Raw genomic sequence first — 23,395 nt, 5'->3', positions numbered from 1 at the left:
TTCATATTCAAGGGTGAAAACCATAGCTACTGAATTTCGCGATCGCCGTCACCGTGAGGAGCGCAAGCACCGCCTCAACCGTGAAATCATGGCGCCTGAAGTGCGTCTGTCCGGCCCGGAAAACGAGCCCCTCGGCATTGTTCCCATCATGGAAGCACTGCGCATGGCTGGCGAGTTGGATGTTGACCTGGTGGAAATCGCCGCTACCGCCAATCCGCCGGTCTGCCGGCTGATGGACTACGGCAAGTTCAAGTACCAGGAGCAAAAGCGCGCTGCCGAGGCCAAGGCCAAGCAGACGGTCATCGAGATCAAGGAAGTCAAATTCCGCCCCGGTACCGACGACGGCGACTACAACATCAAGCTGCGCAACATCCGCCGCTTTCTGGCTGACGGCGACAAGTGCAAGATCACGCTGCGCTTTCGCGGCCGCGAGATCACGCACCAGAACCTGGGCCTGGCCCTGCTCAACCGCCTGCGCGATGACCTGGCCGACAGCATTTCCGTCGAGCAGTTCCCCAAGCTCGAAGGCCGCCAGATGATCATGATGATCGCACCGGCGAAGAAAAAGCCCGCAGGGGCCAAGCCGCAGGGCGATGCGCCCACAACGCCGGCTGCTTGAGGCATAATCTCTGCCTGCAAGCGAGGTGAGCCTTCGGGCTCACCTTTTGTTTTGCGCGGCACGGCCTTCGGGCCGGGCTGCACAGGCGGCGGATTCGTCCGCTGCCAGGCGCGCCCGAGAGGGTGGGCCAAAAAAGAAGTGGCTCGGGGCCAACAAGTTCGCGCAGTTGCGCGAACGCCTCGCGAGCACAATCAACAGGAGCATTCACATGCCCAAAATGAAGACCAAGAGCAGCGCGAAGAAGCGATTCCGCGTTCGTCCCGGTGGCACCGTCAAGCGCGGTCAAGCCTTCAAGCGTCACATCTTGACGAAGAAGACCACCAAGAACAAGCGTCACCTGCGTGGTGCGGTTGCTGTGCACGAGACCAACATGGGCTCGATCGCGCAAATGCTGCCCAGCTTTGGCTTGTAATCAACTGACGAACAAGGAGTACTTACATGCCTCGCGTCAAACGTGGTGTAACGGCCCGTGCCCGTCACAAAAAAGTTCTGGCCCTCGCTAAGGGTTTTCGCGGTCGCCGCGGCAATGTCTTCCGTATCGCCAAGCAGGCGGTAATGAAGGCTGGGCAATATGCCTACCGTGACCGTCGTAACAAGAAGCGCGTGTTCCGCCAGCTGTGGATTGCCCGTATCAACGCCGCTGCGCGTGAACTCGGCATGACCTACAGCGTGTTCGCCAACGGCCTGAAGAAGGCATCGATCGAGATCGACCGCAAGATGCTGGCCGATATCGCGGTGCACGACAAGGCTGCTTTCGCCAGCATCGTGGAACAAGTCAAGGCCAAGCTGGCTGCTTGAGTTCACGGCCGGCAGTCGCCCTCCGCGGCTGCCAACGCACTAAACAACAAGGGCTAGAGCTTGAAAAGGCACTAGCCCTTGTTTATTTTCAAGAGTCGATATGAACGAGTTGGATTCTCTGGTCGAAAGCGCGCAGCAACTGTTTGCGCAAGCCGCAACCCCTGCCGATCTGGAAAACGCCAAGGCCCAGTTCCTGGGCAAGTCCGGTCGCGTGACCGAACTGATGAAGGGCATGGCGCAGCTTTCCGTCGAGGAGAAGAAGTCGCGCGGCGCGGCTATCAACGTGGCCAAGCAGGCGATCGAGGCGGCGCTCACGGCGCGGCGCCAGGCGCTGGCCGATGCCGAGCTGCAAAACCAACTCAAGGCCGAGGCGCTGGACGTGAGCCTGCCCGGGCGCCGCCGCGGGCAGGGCGGCCTGCACCCGGTGTCGCTGACGCTCGAACGCATCGAAGGCATCTTTGCCTCGATGGGCTTCGACGTGGCCGACGGTCCGGAGATCGAGACCGACTGGTTCAACTTCACCGCGCTCAACACGCCCGAAGACCACCCCGCGCGCTCGATGCACGACACCTTCTACGTCGAAGGCGGCACCGAGACCGCACCCAACCTGCTGCGCACGCACACCAGCCCGATGCAGGTGCGCTATGCGGTGCAGCACGTGAAGAAACACCAGGCCCTGCTGGATGCGGGCCAGAGCATGCCCGAGATCCGCGTGATCGCGCCGGGCCGCACCTACCGCGTGGACAGCGATGCCACGCATTCGCCGATGTTCCACCAGTGCGAAGGCATCTGGATCGGCGAGAACGTCAGCTTCAAGGACCTGAAGGTGGTGTTCACCGACTTCTGCCGCACCTTCTTCGAGAGCGACGACCTGGTGCTGCGCTTCCGTCCGAGCTTCTTTCCCTTCACCGAGCCCAGCGCCGAGATCGACATCCAGTTCCAGACCGGCCCGCTGGCCGGCCGCTGGCTCGAGGTGGCCGGCTCGGGCCAGGTGCACCCGAACGTGGTGCGCAACATGGGGCTCGACCCCGAGAAATACATTGGCTTTGCCTTCGGCATGGGCCCTGACCGGCTGACCATGCTGCGCTACGGGGTTAATGACCTGCGGCTGTTCTTCGACGGCGATGTCCGCTTCCTGTCGCAGTTCCAGTAAACGTCGCAACCACCGCCTGTGTCGGCGCCTGCGCCCGTGCGCAGGCCCGTTTGAAGCCAAAGAGTCTGACTATGCAATTTCCTGAATCCTGGTTGCGTGCGTTCTGCAACCCGCCGCTGAGCACCGCCGAACTCGCCGAAACCCTGACCATGGCTGGTCTGGAAGTCGAGGAACTGGCGCCCGTCGCGCCACCGTTCTCAAAGATCGTCGTCGGCGAGATCAAGCAGGCCGAGCAGCACCCGAACGCCGACCGCCTGCGCGTGTGCCAGGTCGATGTCGGCCAGCCCGAGCTGCTGACCATCGTCTGTGGCGCGCCCAACGCGCGCGTGGGCATCCGCGTGCCCTGCGCCATGGTCGGCGCCGAGCTGCCGCCGGGCGACGACGGCAAGCCCTTCCTGATCAAGATCGGCAAGCTGCGCGGCGTCGAGAGCTTCGGCATGCTGTGCTCGGCCAAGGAACTCAAGCTGGCGGAGGACCATGGCGGCCTGCTCGAGCTGCCGCTCGACGCGCCGCTGGGCCAGGACATCCGCAGCTACCTGAACCTCGACGACACGCTGTTCACACTCAAGCTCACGCCGAACCTGGCGCACTGCCTGAGCGTCTACGGCATTGCACGCGAAGTCGCGGCCCTCACGGGTGCGCCGCTGCAGGCTCCCACCTTCACCCCCGCCACCGTCAAGAGCGACGCGCGCCTGCCGGTGAAGATCAGCGCCCCTGACCTGTGCGGCCGCTTCTCGGGCCGCGTGATCCGCAATGTCAACACCCAGGCCAAGACCCCGGCCTGGATGGTCGACCGCCTGGCGCGCTGCGGCCAGCGCAGCGTTGCGCCCCTGGTCGACATCTCGAACTATGTGATGTTCGAGCTGGGCCGTCCGTCGCACATCTTCGATCTCGACAAGATCCATGGCGGCCTGGACGTGCGCTGGGGCCGTCCAGGCGAGCAGCTCAAGCTGCTCAATGGCAACACGGTGACCGTCGATGGCCAGGTCGGCGTCATTGCCGACGACCAGGCGATCGAGTCGCTGGCCGGCATCATGGGCGGTGACGCCACGGCCGTGGGCGACGGCACGCGGCATATCTATGTCGAAGCCGCGTTCTGGTGGCCCCGCGCCATTGCCGGACGTTCGCGCCGCTTCAACTTCTCGACCGATGCCGGTCACCGCTTCGAGCGCGGCGTGGATCCGCAGCTCACGGTGGAGCACATCGAGCGCATCACCGAGCTGGTGCTCGAGATCTGCGGCACGCCCGAGACCGAGTGCGGCCCGATCGACGACCAGATCGCCAACATCCCCACGCCCCAGCCGGTGCAGTTGCGCGTGGCGCGCGCGGCCAAGGTGATCGGCATGCCCGTGACCCAGCAGCAATGCGCAGAGGCGCTCGAGGGCCTGGGCCTGGCGGTGGCGCAGGGCGCGGGCGTGCTGACGGTGACGCCGCCGTCGTACCGCTTCGACATCGCGCTGGAAGAGGACCTGATCGAGGAGGTCGCGCGCATGCTGGGCTACGGCCAGCTGCCGACCACGCCGCCCATGGCGCCGATCACGCCCAAGCTGCGCGCCGAGAACCGCCGCAGCAGCTTTGCCGTGCGCCGCGCCATTGCCGCGCTGGGCTACCAGGAAACCATCAACTTCAGCTTCGTCGAGGAGCGCTGGGAGCATGAGCTCGCCGGCAATCCGAACCCGATCAAGCTGCTGAACCCCATTGCCAGCCAGCTCAGCGTCATGCGCAGCTCGCTGCTGGGCTCGCTGCTGCAGGTCGTGAAGTTCAACCTCGACCGCAAGGCCCAGCGCGTGCGCGTGTTCGAGCTCGGCCGCGTATTCCTGCGCGATGCCAACGTGCAGAACACCGACACGACGGTGCAGGGCTTCGACCAGCCGATGCGCGTGGCCGGCATGGCCTGCGGGCCGGCCGAGCAACTGCAGTGGGGTCGCAAGGACCAGGCAGTGGATTTCTACGACGTCAAGGGCGATGTGGAAGCCTTGCTGGCGCCGCTGCGCCCGACATTCGAAGCAGCCCAGCACCCGGCAATGCATCCGGGCCGCTGCGCGCGTGTGCTGCTGGACGGCAAGGCCATCGGCTTCGTCGGCGAGCTGCACCCGCAGTGGCGCCAGGGCTGGGAGCTGCCGCAGGCTCCGGTGATGTTCGAGCTCGAGCTCGACGCCGTGCAGCAGCGCCAGGTGCCGCAGTTCCGCGCCGTGGCCAAGCACCAGTCGGTCGAGCGCGACATCGCCGTCGTGGTGGCCGAAGCGGTGACCCATGCCGAAATCATGGCTGCCGTCGAAGCCGCAGCAGCGCACACGGTGCTGCGTTCCGCCGTGCTGTTCGACGTCTTCCGCGCCAAGCCGCTGCGTGCGGGCGAGGAGCCGGCGCCCGGGGCGCTGGCGCCCCACGAGAAGAGCCTGGCCGTGCGCCTGCTGCTGGGCAGCGACACGGCCAGCCTGACCGAAACCGAGATCGAGGCCGCGATGGCCGCCGTGATCGAACAACTGGTGGCACGTTGCGGCGCGCGCCTGCGCGGATGATGGACGCTGCTGTCTTTTCCCACGAAGGGGGATCTGCCATGGAACTGGCCATTGAAAGCCTGGACAGCCCGGCGCTGACCAAGGCGCAGCTTGCCGATCTGCTGTTCGACCAGATCGGCCTGAACAAGCGCGAATCCAAGGAAATGGTGGATGCGTTCTTCGACCTGGTGTCGCAAAGCCTGGTGGAAGGCGATGACGTCAAGCTCTCGGGTTTCGGCAACTTCCAGATCCGCACCAAGGCGCCGCGCCCGGGGCGCAATCCGCGCACCGGCGAGCTGATCCCGATCCAGGCGCGCCGCGTGGTCACATTCCACGCCAGCACCAAGCTCAAGGAACAGATCCAGAGCGGCGAGACCTCGGGGTCCGCGCTGTAGCACTGCGTTGCGTCGGTCCAACGCGCATGGCGGCCAGGCAGCGCCTGCGCTAGCCTTGGTGGGTTGATGATTGGAGATGCAAGCGATGTCCCAGGTTTCCACGCTTCCGGCGATTCCAGCCAAACGCTACTTCACGATCGGTGAGGTGGCGCAGCTGTGCGGCGTGAAACCCCATGTGCTGCGCTACTGGGAGCAGGAGTTCACCCACCTGCGCCCGGTGAAGCGCCGCGGCAACCGGCGCTACTACCAGCACCATGAATTGCTGATGATCCGCCGCATCCGCGAGCTGCTGTACGAGGAAGGATTCACCATCCAGGGCGCGCGCAACCGCCTGCGCGAGAACGGGGCGCTGACCGGCGATGGCGTGGCGCAGGCGGAGGAGACCGAACTGGTGTCCGCCGACTGGCGTGTGGATGCGCCGGGCATGCAGACGGCTGGCGTCCCCGATTCCAGGGCGGTACGGCAGGAGCTTTTGCAGATTCGCGAGCTGTTGTCCTTGTGACTGCTTTTTCCGGTATATAATTCAATTCTCGTCGGCGTGTAGCGCAGCCTGGTAGCGCACTTGCATGGGGTGCAAGGGGTCGAAGGTTCGAATCCTTTCTCGCCGACCACAATCCCAAAAAGGGTCAGCAGATTTGTCTGCTGACCCTTTTTTCATTGGCGCATATGCTGCGCATATTCACGGAGTTCCGACCATGATGGATGGATTGATCGCCGGGCGCCTCTATGGCACGCCCGAGCAGCGCACCGGCAAGGCGGGCAAGCCCTTCGTGGTGGCGCGCATGCGTGCCGAGTGCGGCGACGGCGAGAACCTGTTCGTGAACGTGATTGCCTTCGATGCCGCGCCCTGTGCCGCGCTGCAGGCCCTGCACGAGGGCGACGCCTTGACCATTGCCGGCCCGATCACGCCCAAGGTGTGGACGGACAAGCAGGGCATGGTGCATCCCGCGCTCGATGCAATTGCCCACCAAGTGCTCACGGTCTACCACGTGGAGCACCGCCAGCGCCAGGTGCTTGCAGCGCAGGGGCTGCCTGGCGGAGGACGCGAGCGTGAGGATTGACGCGGCTGGCCATTATTCCCCCGGGATATAAACAGCTGCGTATTTCGTCGGTAACAAGGTGTGCAATTCAGCGTACAGTGCTGCCTTTGTATTTCCGACTGAAGGCATTTCCGTGAACAAGCGCCAACTTCTGCAAACCTCTGCCCTGGCTCTGGGCCTGGCCCTCGCCGCACCTCTGGCGGCCTTCGCCCAGGACAAGACTTCGATCAAGGTCGGCGTCACCGGCGGCCCGCACGCCCAGATCTTCGAGCAGGTCAAGCTCGTCGCCGAGAAGCAGGGCCTGAAGATCCAGGTGGTGGAGTTCGGCGACTATGTCCAGCCCAATGCCGCACTGTCCGCCGGCGACCTCGACGCCAACAGCTACCAGCATCTGCCCTACCTCGATGCGCAGGTCAAGGACCGCGGCTACAAGCTGGTGCGCGTGGCCGATACCGTCAACTTCCCCATCGGCCTGTACTCGAAGAAGGTCAAGAAGCTGGCCGACCTGCCACAAGGCGCGAAGTTCGGTATCCCCAACGACCCCACCAATGGCGGCCGCGTGCTGCTGCTGCTGCAGGCCCAGGGGCTGATCAAGCTCAAGGAAAACGCCGGCCTCAAGGCCACGCCGCTGGACGTGGTGTCGAACCCGAAGAAGCTGCGTTTCGTCGAACTCGACGCCGCGCAGCTGCCGCGTTCGCTCGATGACCTCGATGCCTCGGCCATCAACACCAACTTCGCGCTCTCGGCCGGCCTGAACCCCAAGACCGATTCCATTGCCCAGGAAAGCGCCAAGAATCCCTACGTCAACATCCTGGTGGTGCGCGAGAGCGAAAAGGCCCAGCCCTGGGTGGCCAAGCTGATCAAGGCCTACCAGTCGCCCGAAGTGCGCCAGTTCATCGATACCCAGTTCAAGGGTTCGGTGGTGCCGGCTTTCTAACCGCCGCGCAGTGCCGGCCCTGGCATTGCCGGGGCAAGCGACAAGCCAGTTCCGCATGCTGCGGGACTGGCTTTTTTACTCTGTCATCCGGGGGGCGTAGGCCGACTTTGGCCAGGGAAAGACGCGATTGAACCCGCTGCTTTATTAGGAAAAATGCATAAGCATGGGTCTTTAAATTCGTTGATGAAATTCCTGGATGACGGCACACTTCATCCCTTTCCCGTGTCAGCGGATGGCGCATTTCTCCGTGCCTGTGGGCAGCGGCTCAGGTTGCTGGCGCGGGCGGCACGGGATCCAGATCAAGGGCGCCAAGCCATCGACACTGCCGCGACCGGCGGTCCAGCTTCCAATGAACGTGATTGCATGAGTCAGAAAACTGCCGACAAACTGCCGCTCATCCGCCTGCGCGATGTGCAGAAAAGATTCGCCACCGCCGATGGCGGTGTGTTCGAAGCCGTCAAGTCGGTGAGCCTGGAGGTGCGCCAGGGCGTGATCTTCGGCCTGATCGGCAAGAGCGGCGCCGGCAAGTCGACCCTGCTGCGTCTGATCAATCTGCTCGAGCGTCCCGATGCCGGCGAGGTTTTCGTGGCTGGGCGCGAACTCACGCGTCTGAGCCGGCGCGAACTGCGCGATGCGCGCCAGAACATCGGCATGATCTTCCAGCAGTTCAATCTGCTGCAGAACGCCAGCGTTTTCGACAACGTCGCCTTTCCGCTGAAGATCCACGGCGGCCATTCGCGCGCGCAGATCGACGCGCGGGTGCGCGAGTGCCTGGCGCTGGTGGGCCTGTCCGACAAGCTCGGCAGCTACCCGGCGCAGCTGTCGGGCGGGCAGAAGCAGCGCGTGGCCATCGCGCGTGCGCTGGCGCCGCGCCCGCAGGTGCTGCTGTGCGACGAGCCGACCTCGGCGCTCGACAGCGAAACCACGCGCTCGCTGCTGGAGACGCTGCGCGACATCCAGCAAAAGACCGGCGTGACGATCGTCATCGTGACGCATGAACTCTCGGTGGTCGAGGTGCTGTGCAGCGAAGTGGCCATCGTCGAGGGCGGACGCATCGCCGAACAGTTCTCGCTGCAGGGCGCGGGGGCGCCGCGCAGCACCGCGCTCGGCCAGGAATTGGAAGCCCTGCGCGAGCGCACGGCTCGTGAAGCCCGCTGGAGCGCGGCTCCGGCATCGAACGCTGCCGCGGCAGCCCAGGAACCAAACCATGTCTGAGAATATCGCCGCCATCCTTCCCGAGCTGTGGGTGGCCATCGGCCAGACGGCGCTGATGCTGGGTATCGGCCTCACGGCCGCCGTCGTGCTGGGCGGGCCGCTGGGCGTGCTGCTGTTCCTTCTGGGCCCCGGCCAGTCGCTGGCCAACAAGCCGGCGTTCCTGGTGCTCAACTGGCTCGTGAACACGGTGCGCTCCTTTCCCTTCATCATCCTGCTGGTGGCGCTGGTGCCGTTCACGCGGATCGTCGCTGGCACCTCCATCGGCCCGCTGGCCGCCGCCGTGCCGTTGTCCATAGCGGCAATTCCCTATTTCGCGCGCCTGGTCGACCAGTGCCTGCGCGAAGTGCCGCGCGGCGTGATCGAGGCCGCGCATGCCATGGGGGCCTCGGAGCTGCAGATCGTCTGGCGCGTGCTGGTGGTGGAGGCGCGCTCGGGCCTGGTGCTGGCGCTCACCGTGCTGGCCGTGAGCTTCCTGTCGTATTCGGCCATTGCCGGCGTGGTGGGCGGTGGCGGCATTGGCGACCTGGCCATCCGCTATGGCTATTACCGATTCCAGACCGACGTGATGGTGCTTACCGTCACGGTGCTGGTGGTGCTGGTGCAGATCCTGCAATTCGTCGGCAACACCGCGGCGCGGCGCCTCGACAAGCGCGGCTGACGGCTTGGGCAGCCGGCCGCTGCCGAAATTTCCTGTAGGGCGCTGCGCGCGGCGCCTTTGTTCGCGTGGTTTCTCCTGAAAAGAGGTTTGTGATGAAGAATTTCGTAGTGCGTCGTTCCCTGCTGGCCGCTGCTGCGGCGGCCGTGACCCTGGTCGGCCTGACGGCGCCCGTGCAGGCCCAGGTGAAGAAGGACCTGGTCATCGGTGGCACTGCCGGCTCCAATATCGACCAGCTCAAGCAGGCCATCGTGCCGATCCTCGAGAAGAAGGGCTACAAGGTCAAGCTGGTCGAGTTCAACGATTACGTGCAGCCCAACCTGGCGCTGGCCCAGGGTTCGCTCAATGCCAACTTCTTCCAGCACCGCGTGTACCTGCAGAAATTCGCCGCCGACCAGAAGCTCGATATCGTCGAGCTGGTGCAGGGTGCGATCGCGCCCCTGGGCGTGTACTCGCAAAACCGCAAGACGCTGGAAGAAGCCAAGGTCGGCGACCGCGTGACGCTGCCCAACGACCCCAGCAACCTGGCGCGCGCACTGGTGCTGCTCGAGCAGAACAATCTCGTGAAGATCAAGCCCGGCATCGATCCGCTGCGCGCTTCGGAAAAGGACCTGGCCGAGAACCCGCGCAAGCTCAAATTCATCCCGCTCGAAGCCGCGCAGCTGCCGCGTTCGCTGGGCGACACCGAGTACGCCATCATCAACGGCAATTTCGCGATTTCTTCGGGCCTGAAGCTGACCGAAGCCGTGAAGCTGGAGAAGACCGCCGACCACTACCTGAACGTGGTGGCCGTCAAGCGCGCCGACAAGGACACGCCCTGGGCCAAGGACATCGAAGCCGCCTTCCGCTCCAACGAATACAAGGCCGTGGTGGACAGCAAGTTCCAGGGCTATGCCAAGCCTTCCTTCCTGCAGTGATTCGCGGCTTCAGCGGCAGGCGCGGCGTCCGGTGTAGGACGTTGCCCACCGCGCGGATTGCTGGGGGCTTCCATAATGGAAGCCCTTTTTGTTTTTGCCGCGAGGAGTTTTCATGAGCCAATACCAGGTCGCCGTCATCGTCGGAAGCTTGCGCAAGGAATCCTTCAACCGCAAGCTGGCGCAGGCCATTGCGCGCATGGCGCCCGAAGGTTTCAACTTCGAGGAAATCGCCATCGATGCCCTGCCGCTGTACGACCAGGATGCGGACGGCAATGAGGTCGAGGCCGTGAAGCGCTTTCGCGCGCAGATCGCGGGCGCCCAGGCGCTGCTGTTCGTCACTCCCGAATACAACCGCTCGGTGCCCGGCGTGCTGAAGAACGCGCTGGACCAGGGCTCGCGGCCCTATGGCCAAAGCGTGTGGGGCGGAAAGCCCGGTGCGGTGCTGGGCGTTTCGGTGGGCGCGGCCGGCACGGCGATGGCACAGCAGCATCTGCGCAATATCCTGGCCTATCTCGATGTGCCGTTGCTGGGTCAGCCGGAGATGTTCATCCAGTACAAGGACGGGTTGTTCAATGAGGATGGGTCGATAGGCGAGGGCAGCCGCCAGTTCGTGCAAAGCTGGCTGCACCGCTATGTGGAGTGGGTCAAGCGGCACGCTTGAATGGCTTTTGTCCAAAAAAAACCGGCCACCAGGGCCGGTTTTTTTCGTCGGAGAAGGCTGCTCAGAACTGGTAAGCGGCGCTGACGCCCGTCGCCCACTGTCGGCCCGGTGCGCTTTCGAAGAAGCGGTTGTTGCCGTCGTTGACGATGACCGAGCCCACATACTTGCGGTCGAACAGGTTGTCGACGCGCGCAAACGCGCGCAGCGTCCACGGGCCCATGACCTTGCGATAGCCGATGCTGGCGGCGGCCACGGTGTAGGAGGGCGCGGATTCGCTGTTGGCGTCGTTCACGAAGACCTTGCCCATGTGCTCGGCCGATAAGCCCAGGCGCCACGCGGGCGTGACATGGTAGTTCAGGCCCACCACGAGGTGCTGCTTGGACAGGCCGGGCAGCATGTTGCCCGCGGCGGCGCTGCCCGAGTCCTGGCGGAACTCGGCGTCGAGGTAGGTATAGCCGGCCAGCAGCTGCCACCGGGGCGACAGGCGCAGGTCCGTCTGCAGCTCCAGGCCCTGGCGGCGCGTGTCGCCGGCGTTGCGGTAGGTGGTGCGGCCATTGCTCGAGCCGGCGCTGACGATCTCGTCGCTGGTGCGCGACTGGAACATGGCGGCGCTCCAGTGGCCCTTCACCGCACCCGTCAGGCGCTGGCGGAAGCCGATCTCGTACTGGCTGCTGCTGCTGGGCTGCAGGTCCAGGTTCAGGCCGCCGATGCTGCCGGTGCGGTACGACAGCTCGGCAAAAGTGGGGGTCTCGAAACCGCGGCCGGCGCTCACGTACACCGTCTGCTCGGGCGTGATCTGGTGCGACAGCGAGACCACCGGCAGCGCCTGGCTGTGGGTCACGGAGCCCGAGTCGTCGGGGTTGCCGGCACGGATGTAGCGGTCCTCGGACTCGAACTTCACATGGCTGTAGCGCAGGCCCGTGCCCAGGCTCCAGTCGGGCGCGAGCTTCCAGGTCGCCTGCACGTAGGGGTCGATGCTGGTGACGGTGTTGTCTTCGTTGCGGCGCAGCGCGCCCTTGACGCCCAGCTGGCTGCCGATGAAGTTCTCGTAGCCCTGGCGGTCTTCCTTGACGGTCTCCACGGCCAGGCCGGCCGTGACGGTGACGGGCACCGGAGCGTCGTTGAACGTTCCGGTCCAGCGCGCATCGACGCCGCCATAGTCGCGCGACATGTCGATCACGCCGCCCGCATGGCCGGCGGCGCGCTGGGCCGTGTCGGGAATGGACTGGTACTGCTCCATCGAGCGGTGGCCGGCATAGGCCGTGAGCGACAAGCTATGCTCGCCGTTCAGGCGGCGCTCATAGGTCGTGCCGACCTGGGTCTGCTTGAGCGTCTTGCGGGTGTTGAAGCGCTCGGCCACGGCAGAGGCCTGGCGCGGATTGGCCTGGTATTGTTCCCAGGTCAGGCCCTGCGGGTCCTCCGCGCTGGATTCCATGCTGTTGGCGACGATGGTCAGGCGCGCGTCGTCACCGATGGCCGTGGACAGCTTGGCATTGAGCACATTGCGGTCGGCGGCGCTGTGGTCGCGATAGCCGTCCGTCAGGAAACGGCTGGCGCTGAGCACATAGCTCAGGCCCTGGCCCGTCTGGCCGCTGGCCTTGGCCGACAGGCGCTTCTGGCCGTTGCTGCCCACCGAGTAGCCGCCTTCGATGGTGGGGCGGCCCGTCGGGGTCTCGGTGTACATGCTGATCACGCCGCCGGCCGAGTTGCCGTACAGCGCCGAGTAGGGGCCGCGCAGCACCTCGACGCGCTCCAGGCTGGAGATGTCGATGTGCGACAGCGCGCCCTGGCCGTCGGGCATGGTGGCGGGAATGCCATCGACATACAGCCGCACGCCGCGCAGGCCGAAGGTCGAGCGCGCGCCATAGCCGCGCACCGACAGCTGCAGGTCCTGGGCGTAGTTCTGGCGGTTGTTGATCTGCAGGCCGGGCACGCCCGACAGGCTTTCCGACAGGTTGACCTGCAGCTGGCGGTCGCGCATCTGCTCGGCGTCGATCACCGTGACGGACGCGGGGGTCTGCGCCAGCGTGGTGCCGCCCAGCGTGCTCTGGATGGTGATTTCGGGCAGCCGGGCGTCGGCTGCGGGCTGCGCCATGGCAACGCCATACATACCGCCCACCAGGACGGGAACGCCGGCAACCCAGCGCAGTTGATGCAATTTCATGAAAGAGCCTTGGTTATGGAATGCACCTGCGCGGACAGCAGGACACGGCCGCGCGCAGCGCTGCTGCGTGTACATGCGCAGCATTCATTCGATGGGGAGGGGCTGCCGCGCGACAGCTGCGGCGAAGTCCTGAGAATGCCACAGAGCGCGCAGCAAATTGCGCATCACGGTCGAAAAACCAACAGCCCTGTATTCAGACGCCTGCAGCAGGGGCGCCAGTCAGCGGCCTGCCGACTTCTGCCTCTCCTGCGCCTGGTCGATGGCGTCGACGATGACCTTGCCCGTGCTCTGCACGCCAGGTGCCGCGAAGCCGGGGCCAGGGGTCACGCCGGGATGGGCCAGCAGCTGCTCGCGGACCGCGAGGCGTGTGGCAATGGCTTCGGGCATCGGCTCGGGCGGCTGCACGGGCGTGCTGCGCAGGTAGTGCCGGTAGACCTTGCTCTGGGCCTGCTGCATTTCGCGCGTGTCGCGCGCTTCAAGATACCAGTTCAGCAGATATCCCAGCACGATGGCGCTGACCAACCCGACGGTAACCGCCATGATCACAAAGGACTCATCCGTATTTTTGCGCGATCGCTGCGGGATAGAAGACATGGCAAATGCGCCAAAGCGTGGCACAGGGAAATCCCTAGCCTAACAAAAAAAGCCCCCGTGTCCATGACGGTGGGGGCAATGTCCGAGCTGGACGGTGTTGCTTGGCCTCAGGCGCAGTGGGCCGCCTGGCTCAGGCCGCCCGGGTCAGCTGGCTCTGGATGGCTTCTTCCGCCTGCGCCAGCGCCGTGGCCTTGGCATCGCCACCCATGGCCACGCCCTCGGCGCGCACGAAGCGCACGTCGGTGACGCCCATGAAACCCAGCACCGTCTGCAGCAGGCTTTCCTGGTGCTCCATGGCACGGCCGCCCTCGGAGGTGGAATAGACGCCGCCGCGGGTCGAGACCACGATGACCGTCTTGTCCTTGGCCAGGCCTTCGGGGCCGGCCGAGGTGTAGCGGAAGGTGCGGCCGGCCTGGGCCACGCGGTCGATCCAGGCCTTGAGCTGGCTGGGAATGCTGAAGTTGTAGAAGGGCGCGCCGATCACCACGACATCGGCCGCCAGGAACTGGGACACGAGCTTTTCGGAGATCGCGTTCTCCTGGCGCTCGGCTTCGGTCGTGGCCTGCTGGCCGGTGCGGAAACCCATCGACACCGCCGACAGATGGCTGGGCGCATCCTTGGCAAGGTCCAGATACTCGACCTGCAGGCCGGGGTGGGCCTGGGCCCAGGCCTGCACGGTGCGTGCGGTCAGGGCGCGGGAGACGGATTGGTCGCCGGTGATGGCGGAATCGATGTGCAGCAGTTGCATGAAAGGCTCCTTGGATGGATTGCAGACCGTGGATGGTCAGTGCTTGGGATAGATTATGCGGCTAGGACGAAAGCTTGATAAGCAGCATTGAATGCAATAGATTGTTCCGAAAATGGAACGATTAAGGAAGCTGGAGAATGAACGATCTCAATGACATGCTGTATTTCGCCGAGGTGGTCGAGCGTGGCGGCTTTGCCGCGGCCGGGCGGGCGCTGGGTATCCCGAAGTCGCGCCTGTCGCGCCGCGTGGCCGAGCTGGAGGGGCGCCTGGGCGTGCGCCTGCTGCAGCGCACGACGCGCAAGCTGTCGTTGACCGAGGTGGGCGAGGCCTATTTGCGCCATTGCCAGGTGATGCGCGACGCCGCGCAGGCCGCGGCCGACACCGTGGCCCAGGTGCAGACCGCGCCCTGCGGCACGCTGCGCGTGAGCTGTCCGGTGACGCTGGCGCAGACCGTGCTGGGCGCACTGATGCCGGTCTATCTCGCGCGCCATCCCCAGGTGCGCGTGGACATGCAGGTCACCAACCGCCCTGTCGACCTGGTGGAGGAAAGCATCGACGTGGCGCTGCGCGTGCGCTCCTCGCTCGACGACAGCGGCAGCATGGTGGTCAAGCGCCTGGACATCTCGCGCCAGGTGCTGGTGGCCAGCCCGGAGCTGCTGCGCCGCCAGGGCCGGCCGACGCGGCTGGAAGAGCTCGAACGCATCGACAGCTTGGCGATGTCGTCAGTGGACGGGCGCTCGAGCCTGCGTCTCACCGGCCCCGAAGGCCAGCACTACACGCTGCAGCATCAGCCGCGCTATGTGGTCGACGACCTGCTGACGCTGAAGTTCGCGGTGCTTGCCGGCACAGGCATGGGCTGGCTGCCTGATTACATGTGCCATGACGAGCTGGCCGACGGCCGCATGGTGCACCTGCTGCCCGGCTGGTCGCCACCGCCGGGCGTGGTGCACGCGGTGTTTCCGTCGCGCCGCGGTCTGTCGCCGGCAGTGCGCAGCTTCCTGGATTTCCTGGCCGAAACCCTGCCCGGCAGCAGCGAAGCCGTGGGCCGGGGCAGGGAGGGCGGCCGGGCCGCGCAGCCATAAGGTAACAACCAATGGTTCGTTGGGATTCGAAGCAAAGCTGCCGACAATCGCGCCTCAAGGAGAACCGGCATGGATAAGACCCCCCGCATTCTGATAGTCCCCGGCTGGCATGGTTCGGGCCCGGGCCACTGGCAAAGCCTCTGGGCCGCCCAGCTTCCCGGCGCCGAACGGGTGGAACAGGACGACTGGGTCGTGCCCAAACGCGAGGCATGGGTCCGGCGCCTGGAGGAATGCGTGCTGGCGCGGCCGGAACCGGTGGTGATCGTGGCCCACAGCCTGGGCTGCATCGCCACGACCCACCTGCGGCCCGAGGCCGCCACGCGCGTGGCCGGAGCGCTGCTGGTCGCTCCCGCCGACCCGGAGCGCCGTGCGCAGCTGATCGATTTCGCGCCCGTGCCCTCGGCTTCGCTGCCCTACCGCAGCGTGCTGGTGGCCAGCAGCAACGACCCGTTCTGTCCGATCCGCCTGGCGGGCGCCTATGCGCGGGCATGGGGCAGCGAGCTGGTGCGGCTGCAGAATGCCGGCCATGTGAATGTCGATTCCGGGCACGGCGCCTGGCCGCTGGGCCTGGCGCTGCTGCAGTCCTTGACGGCGGGGCTGTCATGGTCTTGCGCGCCGGTCGATACTGCGGCGCTGCAGGCGTGAAATGGCCAGACCTATATGCCTGTATTGGATTAATTAACAAGAATATATTCGTTTGAGTTTGAAGATGAAGCTCGGACAATGAAACAATTCTTCACGTTCCAGGTTTTGCATCCATGAAATCTTTGACCCTCAAGACAGTTCTGGCCAGCCTTGCCTTCGCGGCCAGTGGCGCGGCGATGGCACAGAACCAGCTGCTCAACGTGTCGTATGACGTGGCGCGCGAGTTCTACAAGGACTACAACGCGGCGTTTGCCGCGCACTACAAGAAGACCACCGGCAAGGACGTGAAGATCGACCAGTCGCATGCCGGCTCGAGCGCCCAGGCGCGCGCCGTCAATGACGGGCTGGACGCCGACGTGGTGACCATGAACACCACTACCGACATCGAATTCCTGGCCGGCAACGGCGTGGTGGCCAAGGACTGGGCCAAGAAATTCCCGCACGATGCCTCGCCCACCACCTCGACCATGCTGTTCCTGGTGCGCAACGGCAATCCGAAGAACATCAAGGACTGGGACGACCTGATCAAGCCCGGCGTGCAGGTCGTGGTCGTGAACCCCAAGACCGGCGGCAACGGCCGCTATGCCTATCTGGCCGCCTGGGGCGCGGCGCGCGAGAAGGGCGCCACCGACGCGCAAGCTGCGGAATTCGTCGGCAAGCTCTACAAGAACGTGCCGGTGCTGGGCAAGGGCGGGCGCGATGCCACGGCCATCTTCCTGCAGCGCAACATCGGCGACGTGCTGATCACCTTCGAGTCCGAAGTGATTTCCATCGACCGCGAATTCGGCAAGGGCAAGGTCCAGGCCGTGTATCCGTCCTCGTCGATCGTTGCCGAGAACCCGGTGGCGGTGGTGGAGCGCACCGTGGCCAAGAAGGGCACGGCTACGCTGGCCAAGCAATACCTGGACTACCTGTACTCGGACGAGGCGCAGGAGATCGCGGCCCAGCATGCGCTGCGCCCGCGCTCCGAAGCGGTGCTGAAGAAGCACGCCGATACCTTCAAGCCGCTCAAGCAGTTCACCGTCGCCAAGTACTTCGGTTCGCTGTCGGAGGCGCAGAAGGTGCACTTCAACGACGGCGGACAGTTCGACAAGCTCTACACGCCTGGCAAGTAAGCCGGCGCGCGCACCTGCACCATGGTTCCTGCTGCTTCCCCGGCTTCGGCCGCATCCCCTGCGGCGACGGCGGAAGCCGCGATGCCGATCACGCCGCCACCGCCTCGCCGCGGACGCGGCGGCGCCAAGCGCGTGCTGCCCGGCTTCGGCCTGACACTGGGCTACACGCTGTTCTATCTCAGCATCATCGTGCTGATCCCGCTGTCGGCGCTGGTCTTCAAGACCTTCACCATGACCTGGCCCCAGTTCTGGGAAGCGGTGAGCGCGCCGCGCGTCATGGCCTCCTACCGCCTGACTTTCGGCGCCTCGCTGATCGCCGCGCTGGTCAACCTGGTGTTCGGGCTGCTGATCGCCTGGGTGCTGGTGCGCTACAGGTTTCCCGGCAAGAAGATCGTCGATGCACTGGTGGACCTGCCCTTCGCGCTGCCCACCGCCGTCGCCGGCATCTCGCTCACGGCGCTGCTCGCGGGCAACGGCTGGATCGGCCAGTACCTCGAGCCGCTGGGCATCCAGCTGGCGTTCAAGCCCGCCGGTATCGTCATTGCGCTGATCTTCATCGGTCTGCCCTTTGTGGTGCGCACGGTGCAGCCGGTGCTCGAAGACGCGGAAAAGGAACTGGAAGAGGCCGCGACCAGCCTGGGCGCGACGCGCCTGCAGATCTTCTTCAAGGTGATCCTGCCGAGCATCACGCCGGCGCTGCTGACGGGTTTTGCGATGGCCTTCGCCCGCGCGGTCGGTGAATACGGCTCGGTGATCTTCATCGCCGGCAACATGCCGATGATCTCCGAAATTACGCCGCTGATCATCATCGGCAAGCTGGAACAATACGACTATGCGGGCGCGACCGCCGTCGCGGTGGTGATGCTGATCATCTCCTTCGCGCTGCTGCTGGTCATCAACGCGCTGCAGGCCTGGCAGCGCCGCCACGCGGGAGCACCGGCATGAGTGGAGCAACATCTTCCCGAAGCCCGGTGCGCCGCGCCAAGGCCGGCACCACCGAGGCGCCCTGGGTGCGCTGGACGCTGATCGGCGTTGCCATGGCCTTCCTGCTGCTGTTCCTGGTGCTGCCGCTGGCCGCGGTGTTCACCGAGGCGCTGCGCAAGGGCTTCGGCGCCTACCTCGAGGGCCTGCGCGAGCCCGATGCCTGGTCGGCCATCAAGCTGACGCTGCTGACGGCGGCGATTGCCGTGCCGCTGAACCTGGTGTTCGGCATCGCCGCGGCCTGGTGCATCGCCAAGTACGAGTTCAAGGGCAAGGCCTTCCTCACCACGCTGGTGGACCTGCCGTTCTCGGTCTCGCCCGTGGTCGCAGGCCTGACCTATGTGCTGATGTTCGGCTCGAACGGCTGGCTCGGCCCGTGGCTGCAGGCCAACGACATCAAGATCATCTTCGCCGTGCCGGGCATCGTGCTGGCGACGATCTTCGTCACTTTCCCCTTCATCGCGCGCGAGCTGATCCCGCTGATGCAGGCCCAGGGCAGCGACGAGGAGCAGGCGGCGATCGTGCTGGGCGCCAGCGGCTGGCAGACCTTCTGGAAGGTCACGCTGCCGAACATCAAGTGGGGCCTGCTGTACGGCGTGATCCTGTGCAATGCGCGCGCCATGGGCGAGTTCGGCGCGGTGTCGGTGGTCTCGGGGCATATCCGCGGGCAGACCAACACCATTCCGCTGCACGTCGAGATCCTCTACAACGAATACCAGTCGGTGGCGGCCTTTGCCGCGGCCTCGCTGCTGGCGCTGCTGGCGCTCGTGACCCTGGTCATCAAATCCTTTGCCGAGTGGCGCGCCGAGCGCGAGCAGGCCGCCGCCGCCGAGCTGCCTCCCGAGCGGCCCACGCCGCCGGCCGCGTCCGCCTGAAAGAAGAAGCACCATGAGTATCGAAATCCGCAACGTCAGCAAGCAGTTCGGCAGTTTCCAGGCGCTGCGCGACGTCAGCCTGGACATCAACTCCGGCGAGCTGATCGCGCTGCTGGGCCCCTCGGGCTGCGGCAAGACCACGCTGCTGCGCATCATCGCCGGGCTGGAAACGCCCGACGTGGGCAGCATCCACTTCAGCGGCGAGGACACGACCGACGTGCACGTGCGCGAGCGCAACGTCGGCTTCGTGTTCCAGCACTACGCGCTGTTTCGCCACATGACGGTGTTCGAGAACGTGGCCTTCGGCTTGCGCATCAAGCCGCGCAAGCTGCGCCCGAGCGAGGCGCAGATCCGCGCCAAGGTCATGGACCTGCTCAAGCTGGTGCAGCTCGACTGGCTGGCCGACCGCCACCCCTCGCAGCTCTCGGGCGGCCAGCGCCAGCGCATTGCCCTGGCGCGCGCCTTGGCCGTCGAGCCCAAGGTGCTGCTGCTCGACGAACCCTTCGGCGCGCTGGACGCCAAGGTGCGCAAGGAGCTGCGCCGCTGGCTGCGCCGGCTGCACGACGAGCTGCACGTGACCTCGATCTTCGTGACCCACGATCAGGAAGAGGCGCTGGAAGTGGCGGACCGGGTGGTGGTCATCAACCAGGGACGCATCGAGCAAAGCGGCTCGCCCCAGGAGGTCTGGGACAATCCCGCAAGCCCCTTCGTCTACGGTTTCCTCGGCGACGTGAACCTGTTCCACGGCCGCGCGCACGAGGGCCTGGTGCACATGAGCGGCATCGAGCTCGATGCGCCCGAAGCCGATGCGGCCAGGGACGCCAAGGCCTTTGCCTATGTGCGCCCGCACGACCTCGATGTCGAGCGCTATTCGCCCGGTCAGAACATCGACGCCCAGGGGCGCCCGCGCGGCATCGTGGCGCGCCTGGACCGCGCCATAGTGGTGGGCCCGATTGCGCGCCTGGAACTTATTCCGGACGATGATGATCATTCCACCACCCAGAGCGGGGAGGAGGCCTTGATCGAAGCGCAGATTCCGGCGCAGCAGTTCAAGGAAATGGGCCTGCGCGAGGGCGAGACGCTGGTGGTGACACCGCGCAGGGCAAAAGTGTTCATTGATCACGCCGCAGGCATCTGACGGACCAAAGGGCCGCGTGCCGCGGCTTCGGAGGGAGCTCGAATGGTGTTGTTGAACTGGTTTGACACGGCGCCGCGCCGGGTGCTGGCGCTGATCTGCGCCGCCTGCGTGGCGATGCTGGCCTTTGGCATGTACCTGCAATACGGCCAGGGCCTCGAGCCCTGCCCGATGTGCATCGTGCAGCGCTATGCGCTGATCGGCGTGGCGATCTTCACCGGCCTGGGCAGCCTGCGCGGCGGCCGGGGCTGGCTGGCGGCCTGGAGCGGCCTGGCGCTGCTGAGCGCCGGCTTCGGTGCCTTCGTGGCCGCGCGCCAGAGCTGGCTGCAGTGGAATCCGCCCGAGGTCGCTTCATGCGGTCGCGACTTCTACGGCATGATCGAGAACTATCCGCTGAGCCGGTCGATCCCCATGATCTTCCGCGGCTCGGGCGACTGCACCGCCATCGACTGGACCTTCCTCGGCGGCTCCATCGCCAACTGGTCGTTCATTGCCTTCGTGCTGTTTGCCCTGGCGCTGCTCGCTCTCTTGCTGCGCCGGCGCAGCGCAGCCTGAGCCGTCGGGCGGGCTGCGGCAAGCAGGGCGCAGCGCGCCTTGCAGGTGAAGCTGCAGCCTCGCCCTTATCATCGCCGCATGAACTTGAGCCAAGCCACCTGGGGTTTTGCCGAGCGCGTCTGGGAGGGCGCGCTCGAGACGGCCATGGGCTGGTGGCGCAGCGTGTACCTCGGGGCAGTGGTGCTGGTGCTGCTGCTGTCGCCCTCGAGCTACCTTGGAGTGTCGCGTGCGCGCATGGCCTACCAGCTCTACGTGCAGACCGGGCCCGTGCTGCTGGGCTTCACGGCGCTGGCGGCGCTGCTGTGCGCCGTCATCACGCGCATCGTGGTGGTCACGGCGCTGAGCTACGGGCTTTCGCGCTATGCGCTGGAGATGGTCGTACGGGTGCTGGTGCTGGAGCTGATCCCGCTCACGGCCTGCCTGTTCGTCGCCATGCGCTGCACCATTCCCAACGGATCGCAGCTGGTGCAGCTACGCCTGCGCGGCCATGGCGAGGCGCTGCAGCGCCGTGGCATCGATCCGGTGCGCAGCGAGCTGCTGCCGCGCGCCGTCGGCGGGCTGTTTGCCTGCCTGACGCTGGCGGCGCTGAGCTGCGTGGTGGCGCTGATCACCGTGTACCTGAGCGTCTATGGATTCACGCTAGCGGGGCTGCCGGCCTACACGCGGCTTTTCGGGCAGGTGTTCAGCCCGGGGGTGACGCTGGTGTTCGCGCTCAAGACGCTGTTTTTCAGCCTGGCGGTGGCGCTGATTCCGCTGGCCTCCGGCTGGTACTCCCCGCTGCCCAGGCTGCGCCGCGAGGGGCGCGAACTGGGCGGCCTGGCACGGATGTTTGCCGTCTTGCTCATAATCGAGATTCTTTCCCTCATGGGCAACTACTATTGAGCTTTGGAGCCTAGTCGATGCAGACCGATGAATCCGCGGGCGCGGCTGCGCCGCCCTTGCCCGACGCGGCCGAACTGCGCCCGGTGGCCCATCTGCGCGCGAAGGCCGCCGCGCTGCTGATCTTCACGCTGGCGCTGGTGCTGGGCTCGGCGCTGTACCTGCTGTACTCGCGCGGCGTGTTCGAGCCGACCCAGCGGCTGGTGCTCACGACGGATGATTCCGAGGGCGTGGTGGTCGGCATGGACATGACCTTCTCCGGGTTCCCCATCGGGCGCGTGCGCCAGATCCAGCTGTCCGGCGATGGCAACGTGCGCATCCTGGTCGACGTGCCGCGCAAGGATGCGCACTGGCTGCGCGAGTCCAGCGTCTTCACGCTGGTGCGCGGGCTGGTGGGCGGCACGACCATCAAGGCCTACAGCGGCATCCTCAGCGACCCGGCGCTGGCCGAAGGCGCCGAGCGGCCCGTGCTGCGCGGCGATGCCACTGCCGAGATCCCGCAGATCATGGCCTCGGCCAAGACGCTGCTGGCCAACCTCGGGGCCATGACGGCGCACGATTCGGCGCTGGGCGGGGCGCTGGGCGAAGTGCGTTCCCTGGCCGAGCGGCTGCAGGGGCCGGGCGGGGCGCTGGGGGTGGTGATGGGCAACGAGGCCGACGCGCGCCGCGTGGTCGCCACGCTCGAGCGCGCGAATTCGCTGATGGCGCGCATGGAGCAGCTGGTCACGCGCGCCGACCGCCAGGTCTTCGATGCCGACGGCGTCATGCCCGAGGTGCGCGCCACGGTGGCGCAGCTCAACGGCCTGCTGGGCGACACCCGCCAGAGCCTGCGCAAGGTGGATGCGGTGCTGGCCGAAGTGCAGGCCGTGGGCGCCAACGCGCGCGAGGCCACTACCGACCTGGGCGCGCTGCGCGGCGAAGTGGAAGGCAACTTGCGGCGCCTGGAAACCATCCTTGTCGACATCCAGCGCAAATGGCCTTTCGCACAAAAGCCGGAGCTTGCATTGCCATGACCCATGCCACCCTTTTGCATGTACGGCGCTGGCCGGCGATTGCCACGCTGTGCTGCGCGCTTGCTGCCTGCGGCAACCAGCCTCCCGCCGCCGACTGGGCGCTCAATGCCGATTCGGCCGCCGAGCGCGCCACCCAGGCCTATCTGCGTGGCGATGCGCGCGTGCAGGCGCTGGAATGGAGCAAGGCGCGCAGCGAGGTCGAGCGCACCGCACGCCCGCAGTTGATCGCCCGGCTCGCGCTGATGCGCTGCGCGGCCGAACAGGCGAGCCTGGACTGGAAGGAATGTGGGGATTACGCGGCCGTGGCGGTCGATGCCGAAGCTGCGGAGCAGGCCTATGCGGCTTATCTGCAGACAAGGCCATTGTCGGTGCAGGACATCGCACTGCTGCCCGCAGCCCAACAGCCCGTGGCGCGTGCCTTGGGCGAACCCGGCGCGGCGCTCGCAGCCGTCAAGGCGGTGAAGGAACCACTGTCGCGCCTCGTGGCAGCATCGGTGGTGTTGCGCGCCCAGGGGCCCTCCGATGGACTGCTGGCCGAAGCGGTGGATACCGCATCCTCGCAGGGCTGGCGCCGTCCCCTGCTGGCCTGGTTGCTGCTGCATATCGGGCAGGCGCGCAAAGCGGGTGACGAGCGCCAGGTGCAGGCATTGGAACGCCGGGTGCAGGTACTGCAGGGCGCCGGCTCGACAGGCGCCGCAGTTCAGGGTCCGGCGCGCTAGCG

26 protein-coding genes and 1 tRNA gene are annotated in these 23,395 nt (G+C 66.0%); 24 read left to right on the top strand and 3 right to left on the bottom strand.

Annotated elements, in window-relative coordinates; translation table 11 throughout:
* Nucleotides 1-13 precede the first annotated feature (13 nt).
* The 14 genes from infC (at nt 14) to M9799_RS01145 (ending at nt 10,888) form a co-directional block, all read left to right on the top strand.
* Entirely contained in the window at nt 14-619 is a 606-nt protein-coding gene (gene infC, locus M9799_RS01210) for a translation initiation factor IF-3 (protein WP_231042598.1), read from the top strand.
* A gap of 208 nt (nt 620-827) precedes the next feature.
* Nucleotides 828-1,031: a 50S ribosomal protein L35 gene (gene rpmI / locus M9799_RS01205; protein ID WP_231042597.1), complete on the top strand. Its 204-nt coding sequence runs from the start codon at nt 828-830 to the stop codon at nt 1,029-1,031.
* A gap of 26 nt (nt 1,032-1,057) precedes the next feature.
* Nucleotides 1,058-1,417, top strand: coding sequence for a 50S ribosomal protein L20 (rplT, locus tag M9799_RS01200; protein WP_159912880.1), 360 nt, complete (start codon nt 1,058-1,060; stop codon nt 1,415-1,417).
* A gap of 100 nt (nt 1,418-1,517) precedes the next feature.
* Nucleotides 1,518-2,570, top strand: a complete 1,053-nt coding sequence (pheS, locus tag M9799_RS01195; protein ID WP_231042596.1) for a phenylalanine--tRNA ligase subunit alpha — start codon at nt 1,518-1,520, stop codon at nt 2,568-2,570.
* 71 nt (nt 2,571-2,641) lie between these two features.
* Nucleotides 2,642-5,089: a phenylalanine--tRNA ligase subunit beta gene (gene pheT / locus M9799_RS01190; protein WP_231042595.1), complete on the top strand. Its 2,448-nt coding sequence runs from the start codon at nt 2,642-2,644 to the stop codon at nt 5,087-5,089.
* 38 nt (nt 5,090-5,127) lie between these two features.
* Entirely contained in the window at nt 5,128-5,463 is a 336-nt protein-coding gene (locus M9799_RS01185) for an integration host factor subunit alpha (protein ID WP_231042594.1), read from the top strand.
* 76 nt (nt 5,464-5,539) lie between these two features.
* Nucleotides 5,540-5,965, top strand: a complete 426-nt coding sequence (locus tag M9799_RS01180) for a MerR family transcriptional regulator (protein ID WP_377006976.1) — start codon at nt 5,540-5,542, stop codon at nt 5,963-5,965.
* A 32-nt stretch (nt 5,966-5,997) separates the two neighbouring features.
* Nucleotides 5,998-6,074 (top strand) — tRNA-Pro (locus M9799_RS01175).
* An 84-nt stretch (nt 6,075-6,158) separates the two neighbouring features.
* On the top strand, nt 6,159-6,524 hold the full coding sequence (locus tag M9799_RS01170) for a single-stranded DNA-binding protein (protein ID WP_231042592.1): 366 nt from the start codon (nt 6,159-6,161) through the stop codon (nt 6,522-6,524).
* Between the two features lie 112 nt (nt 6,525-6,636).
* Nucleotides 6,637-7,440, top strand: coding sequence for a MetQ/NlpA family ABC transporter substrate-binding protein (locus M9799_RS01165; protein ID WP_231042591.1), 804 nt, complete (start codon nt 6,637-6,639; stop codon nt 7,438-7,440).
* Nucleotides 7,441-7,803: 363 nt separating this feature from the next.
* Nucleotides 7,804-8,655 carry a methionine ABC transporter ATP-binding protein gene (locus M9799_RS01160; RefSeq protein WP_231042590.1) on the top strand — a complete coding sequence of 284 codons (852 nt, stop codon included), beginning with the start codon at nt 7,804-7,806 and terminating at the stop codon, nt 8,653-8,655.
* A complete protein-coding gene (locus M9799_RS01155) occupies nt 8,648-9,313 on the top strand; it encodes a methionine ABC transporter permease (RefSeq protein WP_231042589.1) in 666 nt (221 codons plus the stop codon). Before M9799_RS01160 ends, M9799_RS01155 begins: the two co-directional genes overlap by 8 nt.
* A gap of 92 nt (nt 9,314-9,405) precedes the next feature.
* The gene (locus M9799_RS01150) at nt 9,406-10,227 is read left to right on the top strand and encodes a MetQ/NlpA family ABC transporter substrate-binding protein (RefSeq protein WP_231042588.1); all 822 of its coding nucleotides are present in this window, start codon (nt 9,406-9,408) and stop codon (nt 10,225-10,227) included.
* Between the two features lie 112 nt (nt 10,228-10,339).
* A complete protein-coding gene (locus tag M9799_RS01145; RefSeq protein WP_231042587.1) occupies nt 10,340-10,888 on the top strand; it encodes an NADPH-dependent FMN reductase in 549 nt (182 codons plus the stop codon).
* Nucleotides 10,889-10,949: 61 nt separating this feature from the next.
* On the opposite strand, the gene M9799_RS01140 is transcribed toward M9799_RS01145, so the two are convergent.
* The 3 genes from M9799_RS01140 to M9799_RS01130 form a co-directional block, all read right to left on the bottom strand.
* Nucleotides 10,950-13,052 carry a TonB-dependent receptor family protein gene (locus M9799_RS01140; RefSeq protein WP_231042586.1) on the bottom strand — a complete coding sequence of 701 codons (2,103 nt, stop codon included), beginning with the start codon at nt 13,050-13,052 and terminating at the stop codon, nt 10,950-10,952.
* 219 nt (nt 13,053-13,271) lie between these two features.
* Entirely contained in the window at nt 13,272-13,592 is a 321-nt protein-coding gene (locus M9799_RS01135; RefSeq protein ID WP_231042585.1) for a hypothetical protein, read from the bottom strand.
* Between the two features lie 184 nt (nt 13,593-13,776).
* Nucleotides 13,777-14,394 (bottom strand): FMN-dependent NADH-azoreductase, encoded by a 618-nt coding sequence (locus tag M9799_RS01130; protein WP_231042584.1) that lies wholly within the window; start codon nt 14,392-14,394, stop codon nt 13,777-13,779.
* A gap of 137 nt (nt 14,395-14,531) precedes the next feature.
* Between M9799_RS01130 and M9799_RS01125 the strand changes: the two genes are divergently transcribed.
* From M9799_RS01125 to M9799_RS01080, 10 genes are all read left to right on the top strand, one after another.
* The gene (locus tag M9799_RS01125; protein ID WP_231042583.1) at nt 14,532-15,476 is read left to right on the top strand and encodes a LysR family transcriptional regulator; all 945 of its coding nucleotides are present in this window, start codon (nt 14,532-14,534) and stop codon (nt 15,474-15,476) included.
* A gap of 69 nt (nt 15,477-15,545) precedes the next feature.
* On the top strand, nt 15,546-16,121 hold the full coding sequence (locus M9799_RS01120; protein ID WP_231042582.1) for an RBBP9/YdeN family alpha/beta hydrolase: 576 nt from the start codon (nt 15,546-15,548) through the stop codon (nt 16,119-16,121).
* Nucleotides 16,122-16,234: 113 nt separating this feature from the next.
* Nucleotides 16,235-17,236: a sulfate ABC transporter substrate-binding protein gene (locus tag M9799_RS01115; protein WP_231042581.1), complete on the top strand. Its 1,002-nt coding sequence runs from the start codon at nt 16,235-16,237 to the stop codon at nt 17,234-17,236.
* A gap of 81 nt (nt 17,237-17,317) precedes the next feature.
* On the top strand, nt 17,318-18,181 hold the full coding sequence (cysT, locus tag M9799_RS01110; protein ID WP_231042720.1) for a sulfate ABC transporter permease subunit CysT: 864 nt from the start codon (nt 17,318-17,320) through the stop codon (nt 18,179-18,181).
* Nucleotides 18,178-19,092 carry a sulfate ABC transporter permease subunit CysW gene (gene cysW, locus M9799_RS01105; protein WP_231042580.1) on the top strand — a complete coding sequence of 305 codons (915 nt, stop codon included), beginning with the start codon at nt 18,178-18,180 and terminating at the stop codon, nt 19,090-19,092. The genes cysT and cysW overlap by 4 nt, the downstream gene beginning before the upstream one ends.
* 13 nt (nt 19,093-19,105) lie before the next feature.
* Entirely contained in the window at nt 19,106-20,230 is a 1,125-nt protein-coding gene (locus M9799_RS01100) for a sulfate/molybdate ABC transporter ATP-binding protein (RefSeq protein WP_231042579.1), read from the top strand.
* A 45-nt stretch (nt 20,231-20,275) separates the two neighbouring features.
* Entirely contained in the window at nt 20,276-20,782 is a 507-nt protein-coding gene (locus tag M9799_RS01095; protein WP_231042719.1) for a disulfide bond formation protein B, read from the top strand.
* 78 nt (nt 20,783-20,860) lie between these two features.
* Nucleotides 20,861-21,664 carry an MlaE family ABC transporter permease gene (locus M9799_RS01090; protein ID WP_231042578.1) on the top strand — a complete coding sequence of 268 codons (804 nt, stop codon included), beginning with the start codon at nt 20,861-20,863 and terminating at the stop codon, nt 21,662-21,664.
* A 17-nt stretch (nt 21,665-21,681) separates the two neighbouring features.
* Entirely contained in the window at nt 21,682-22,674 is a 993-nt protein-coding gene (locus M9799_RS01085; protein ID WP_231042577.1) for an MlaD family protein, read from the top strand.
* Nucleotides 22,671-23,393 (top strand): hypothetical protein, encoded by a 723-nt coding sequence (locus M9799_RS01080; protein ID WP_231042576.1) that lies wholly within the window; start codon nt 22,671-22,673, stop codon nt 23,391-23,393. The genes M9799_RS01085 and M9799_RS01080 overlap by 4 nt, the downstream gene beginning before the upstream one ends.
* The last annotated feature ends 2 nt before the right edge of the window (nt 23,394-23,395 follow it).

Source organism: Comamonas endophytica (assembly GCF_023634805.2).
Lineage (GTDB): Bacteria > Pseudomonadota > Gammaproteobacteria > Burkholderiales > Burkholderiaceae_C > Comamonas > Comamonas endophytica.
This window is presented reverse-complemented; position numbering and strand designations above follow the sequence as displayed.

Excerpts from the sequence above, each read along its gene's own strand:
- rpmI (WP_231042597.1), top strand. The coding sequence starts at position 828 with ATGCCCAAAATGAAGACCAAGAGCAGCGCGAAGAAGCGATTCCGCGTT.
- rplT (WP_159912880.1), top strand. The coding sequence starts at position 1,058 with ATGCCTCGCGTCAAACGTGGTGTAACGGCCCGTGCCCGTCACAAAAAA.
- pheS (WP_231042596.1), top strand. The coding sequence starts at position 1,518 with ATGAACGAGTTGGATTCTCTGGTCGAAAGCGCGCAGCAACTGTTTGCG.
- pheT (WP_231042595.1), top strand. The coding sequence starts at position 2,642 with ATGCAATTTCCTGAATCCTGGTTGCGTGCGTTCTGCAACCCGCCGCTG.
- M9799_RS01185 (WP_231042594.1), top strand. The coding sequence starts at position 5,128 with ATGGAACTGGCCATTGAAAGCCTGGACAGCCCGGCGCTGACCAAGGCG.
- M9799_RS01180 (WP_377006976.1), top strand. The coding sequence starts at position 5,540 with ATGCAAGCGATGTCCCAGGTTTCCACGCTTCCGGCGATTCCAGCCAAA.
- M9799_RS01170 (WP_231042592.1), top strand. The coding sequence starts at position 6,159 with ATGATGGATGGATTGATCGCCGGGCGCCTCTATGGCACGCCCGAGCAG.
- M9799_RS01160 (WP_231042590.1), top strand. The coding sequence starts at position 7,804 with ATGAGTCAGAAAACTGCCGACAAACTGCCGCTCATCCGCCTGCGCGAT.
- M9799_RS01155 (WP_231042589.1), top strand. The coding sequence starts at position 8,648 with ATGTCTGAGAATATCGCCGCCATCCTTCCCGAGCTGTGGGTGGCCATC.
- M9799_RS01150 (WP_231042588.1), top strand. The coding sequence starts at position 9,406 with ATGAAGAATTTCGTAGTGCGTCGTTCCCTGCTGGCCGCTGCTGCGGCG.
- M9799_RS01145 (WP_231042587.1), top strand. The coding sequence starts at position 10,340 with ATGAGCCAATACCAGGTCGCCGTCATCGTCGGAAGCTTGCGCAAGGAA.
- M9799_RS01140 (WP_231042586.1), bottom strand. The coding sequence starts at position 13,052 with ATGAAATTGCATCAACTGCGCTGGGTTGCCGGCGTTCCCGTCCTGGTG.
- M9799_RS01135 (WP_231042585.1), bottom strand. The coding sequence starts at position 13,592 with ATGGCGGTTACCGTCGGGTTGGTCAGCGCCATCGTGCTGGGATATCTG.
- M9799_RS01130 (WP_231042584.1), bottom strand. The coding sequence starts at position 14,394 with ATGCAACTGCTGCACATCGATTCCGCCATCACCGGCGACCAATCCGTC.
- M9799_RS01125 (WP_231042583.1), top strand. The coding sequence starts at position 14,532 with ATGAACGATCTCAATGACATGCTGTATTTCGCCGAGGTGGTCGAGCGT.
- M9799_RS01120 (WP_231042582.1), top strand. The coding sequence starts at position 15,546 with ATGGATAAGACCCCCCGCATTCTGATAGTCCCCGGCTGGCATGGTTCG.
- M9799_RS01115 (WP_231042581.1), top strand. The coding sequence starts at position 16,235 with ATGAAATCTTTGACCCTCAAGACAGTTCTGGCCAGCCTTGCCTTCGCG.
- cysT (WP_231042720.1), top strand. The coding sequence starts at position 17,318 with ATGCCGATCACGCCGCCACCGCCTCGCCGCGGACGCGGCGGCGCCAAG.
- cysW (WP_231042580.1), top strand. The coding sequence starts at position 18,178 with ATGAGTGGAGCAACATCTTCCCGAAGCCCGGTGCGCCGCGCCAAGGCC.
- M9799_RS01100 (WP_231042579.1), top strand. The coding sequence starts at position 19,106 with ATGAGTATCGAAATCCGCAACGTCAGCAAGCAGTTCGGCAGTTTCCAG.
- M9799_RS01090 (WP_231042578.1), top strand. The coding sequence starts at position 20,861 with ATGAACTTGAGCCAAGCCACCTGGGGTTTTGCCGAGCGCGTCTGGGAG.
- M9799_RS01085 (WP_231042577.1), top strand. The coding sequence starts at position 21,682 with ATGCAGACCGATGAATCCGCGGGCGCGGCTGCGCCGCCCTTGCCCGAC.
- M9799_RS01080 (WP_231042576.1), top strand. The coding sequence starts at position 22,671 with ATGACCCATGCCACCCTTTTGCATGTACGGCGCTGGCCGGCGATTGCC.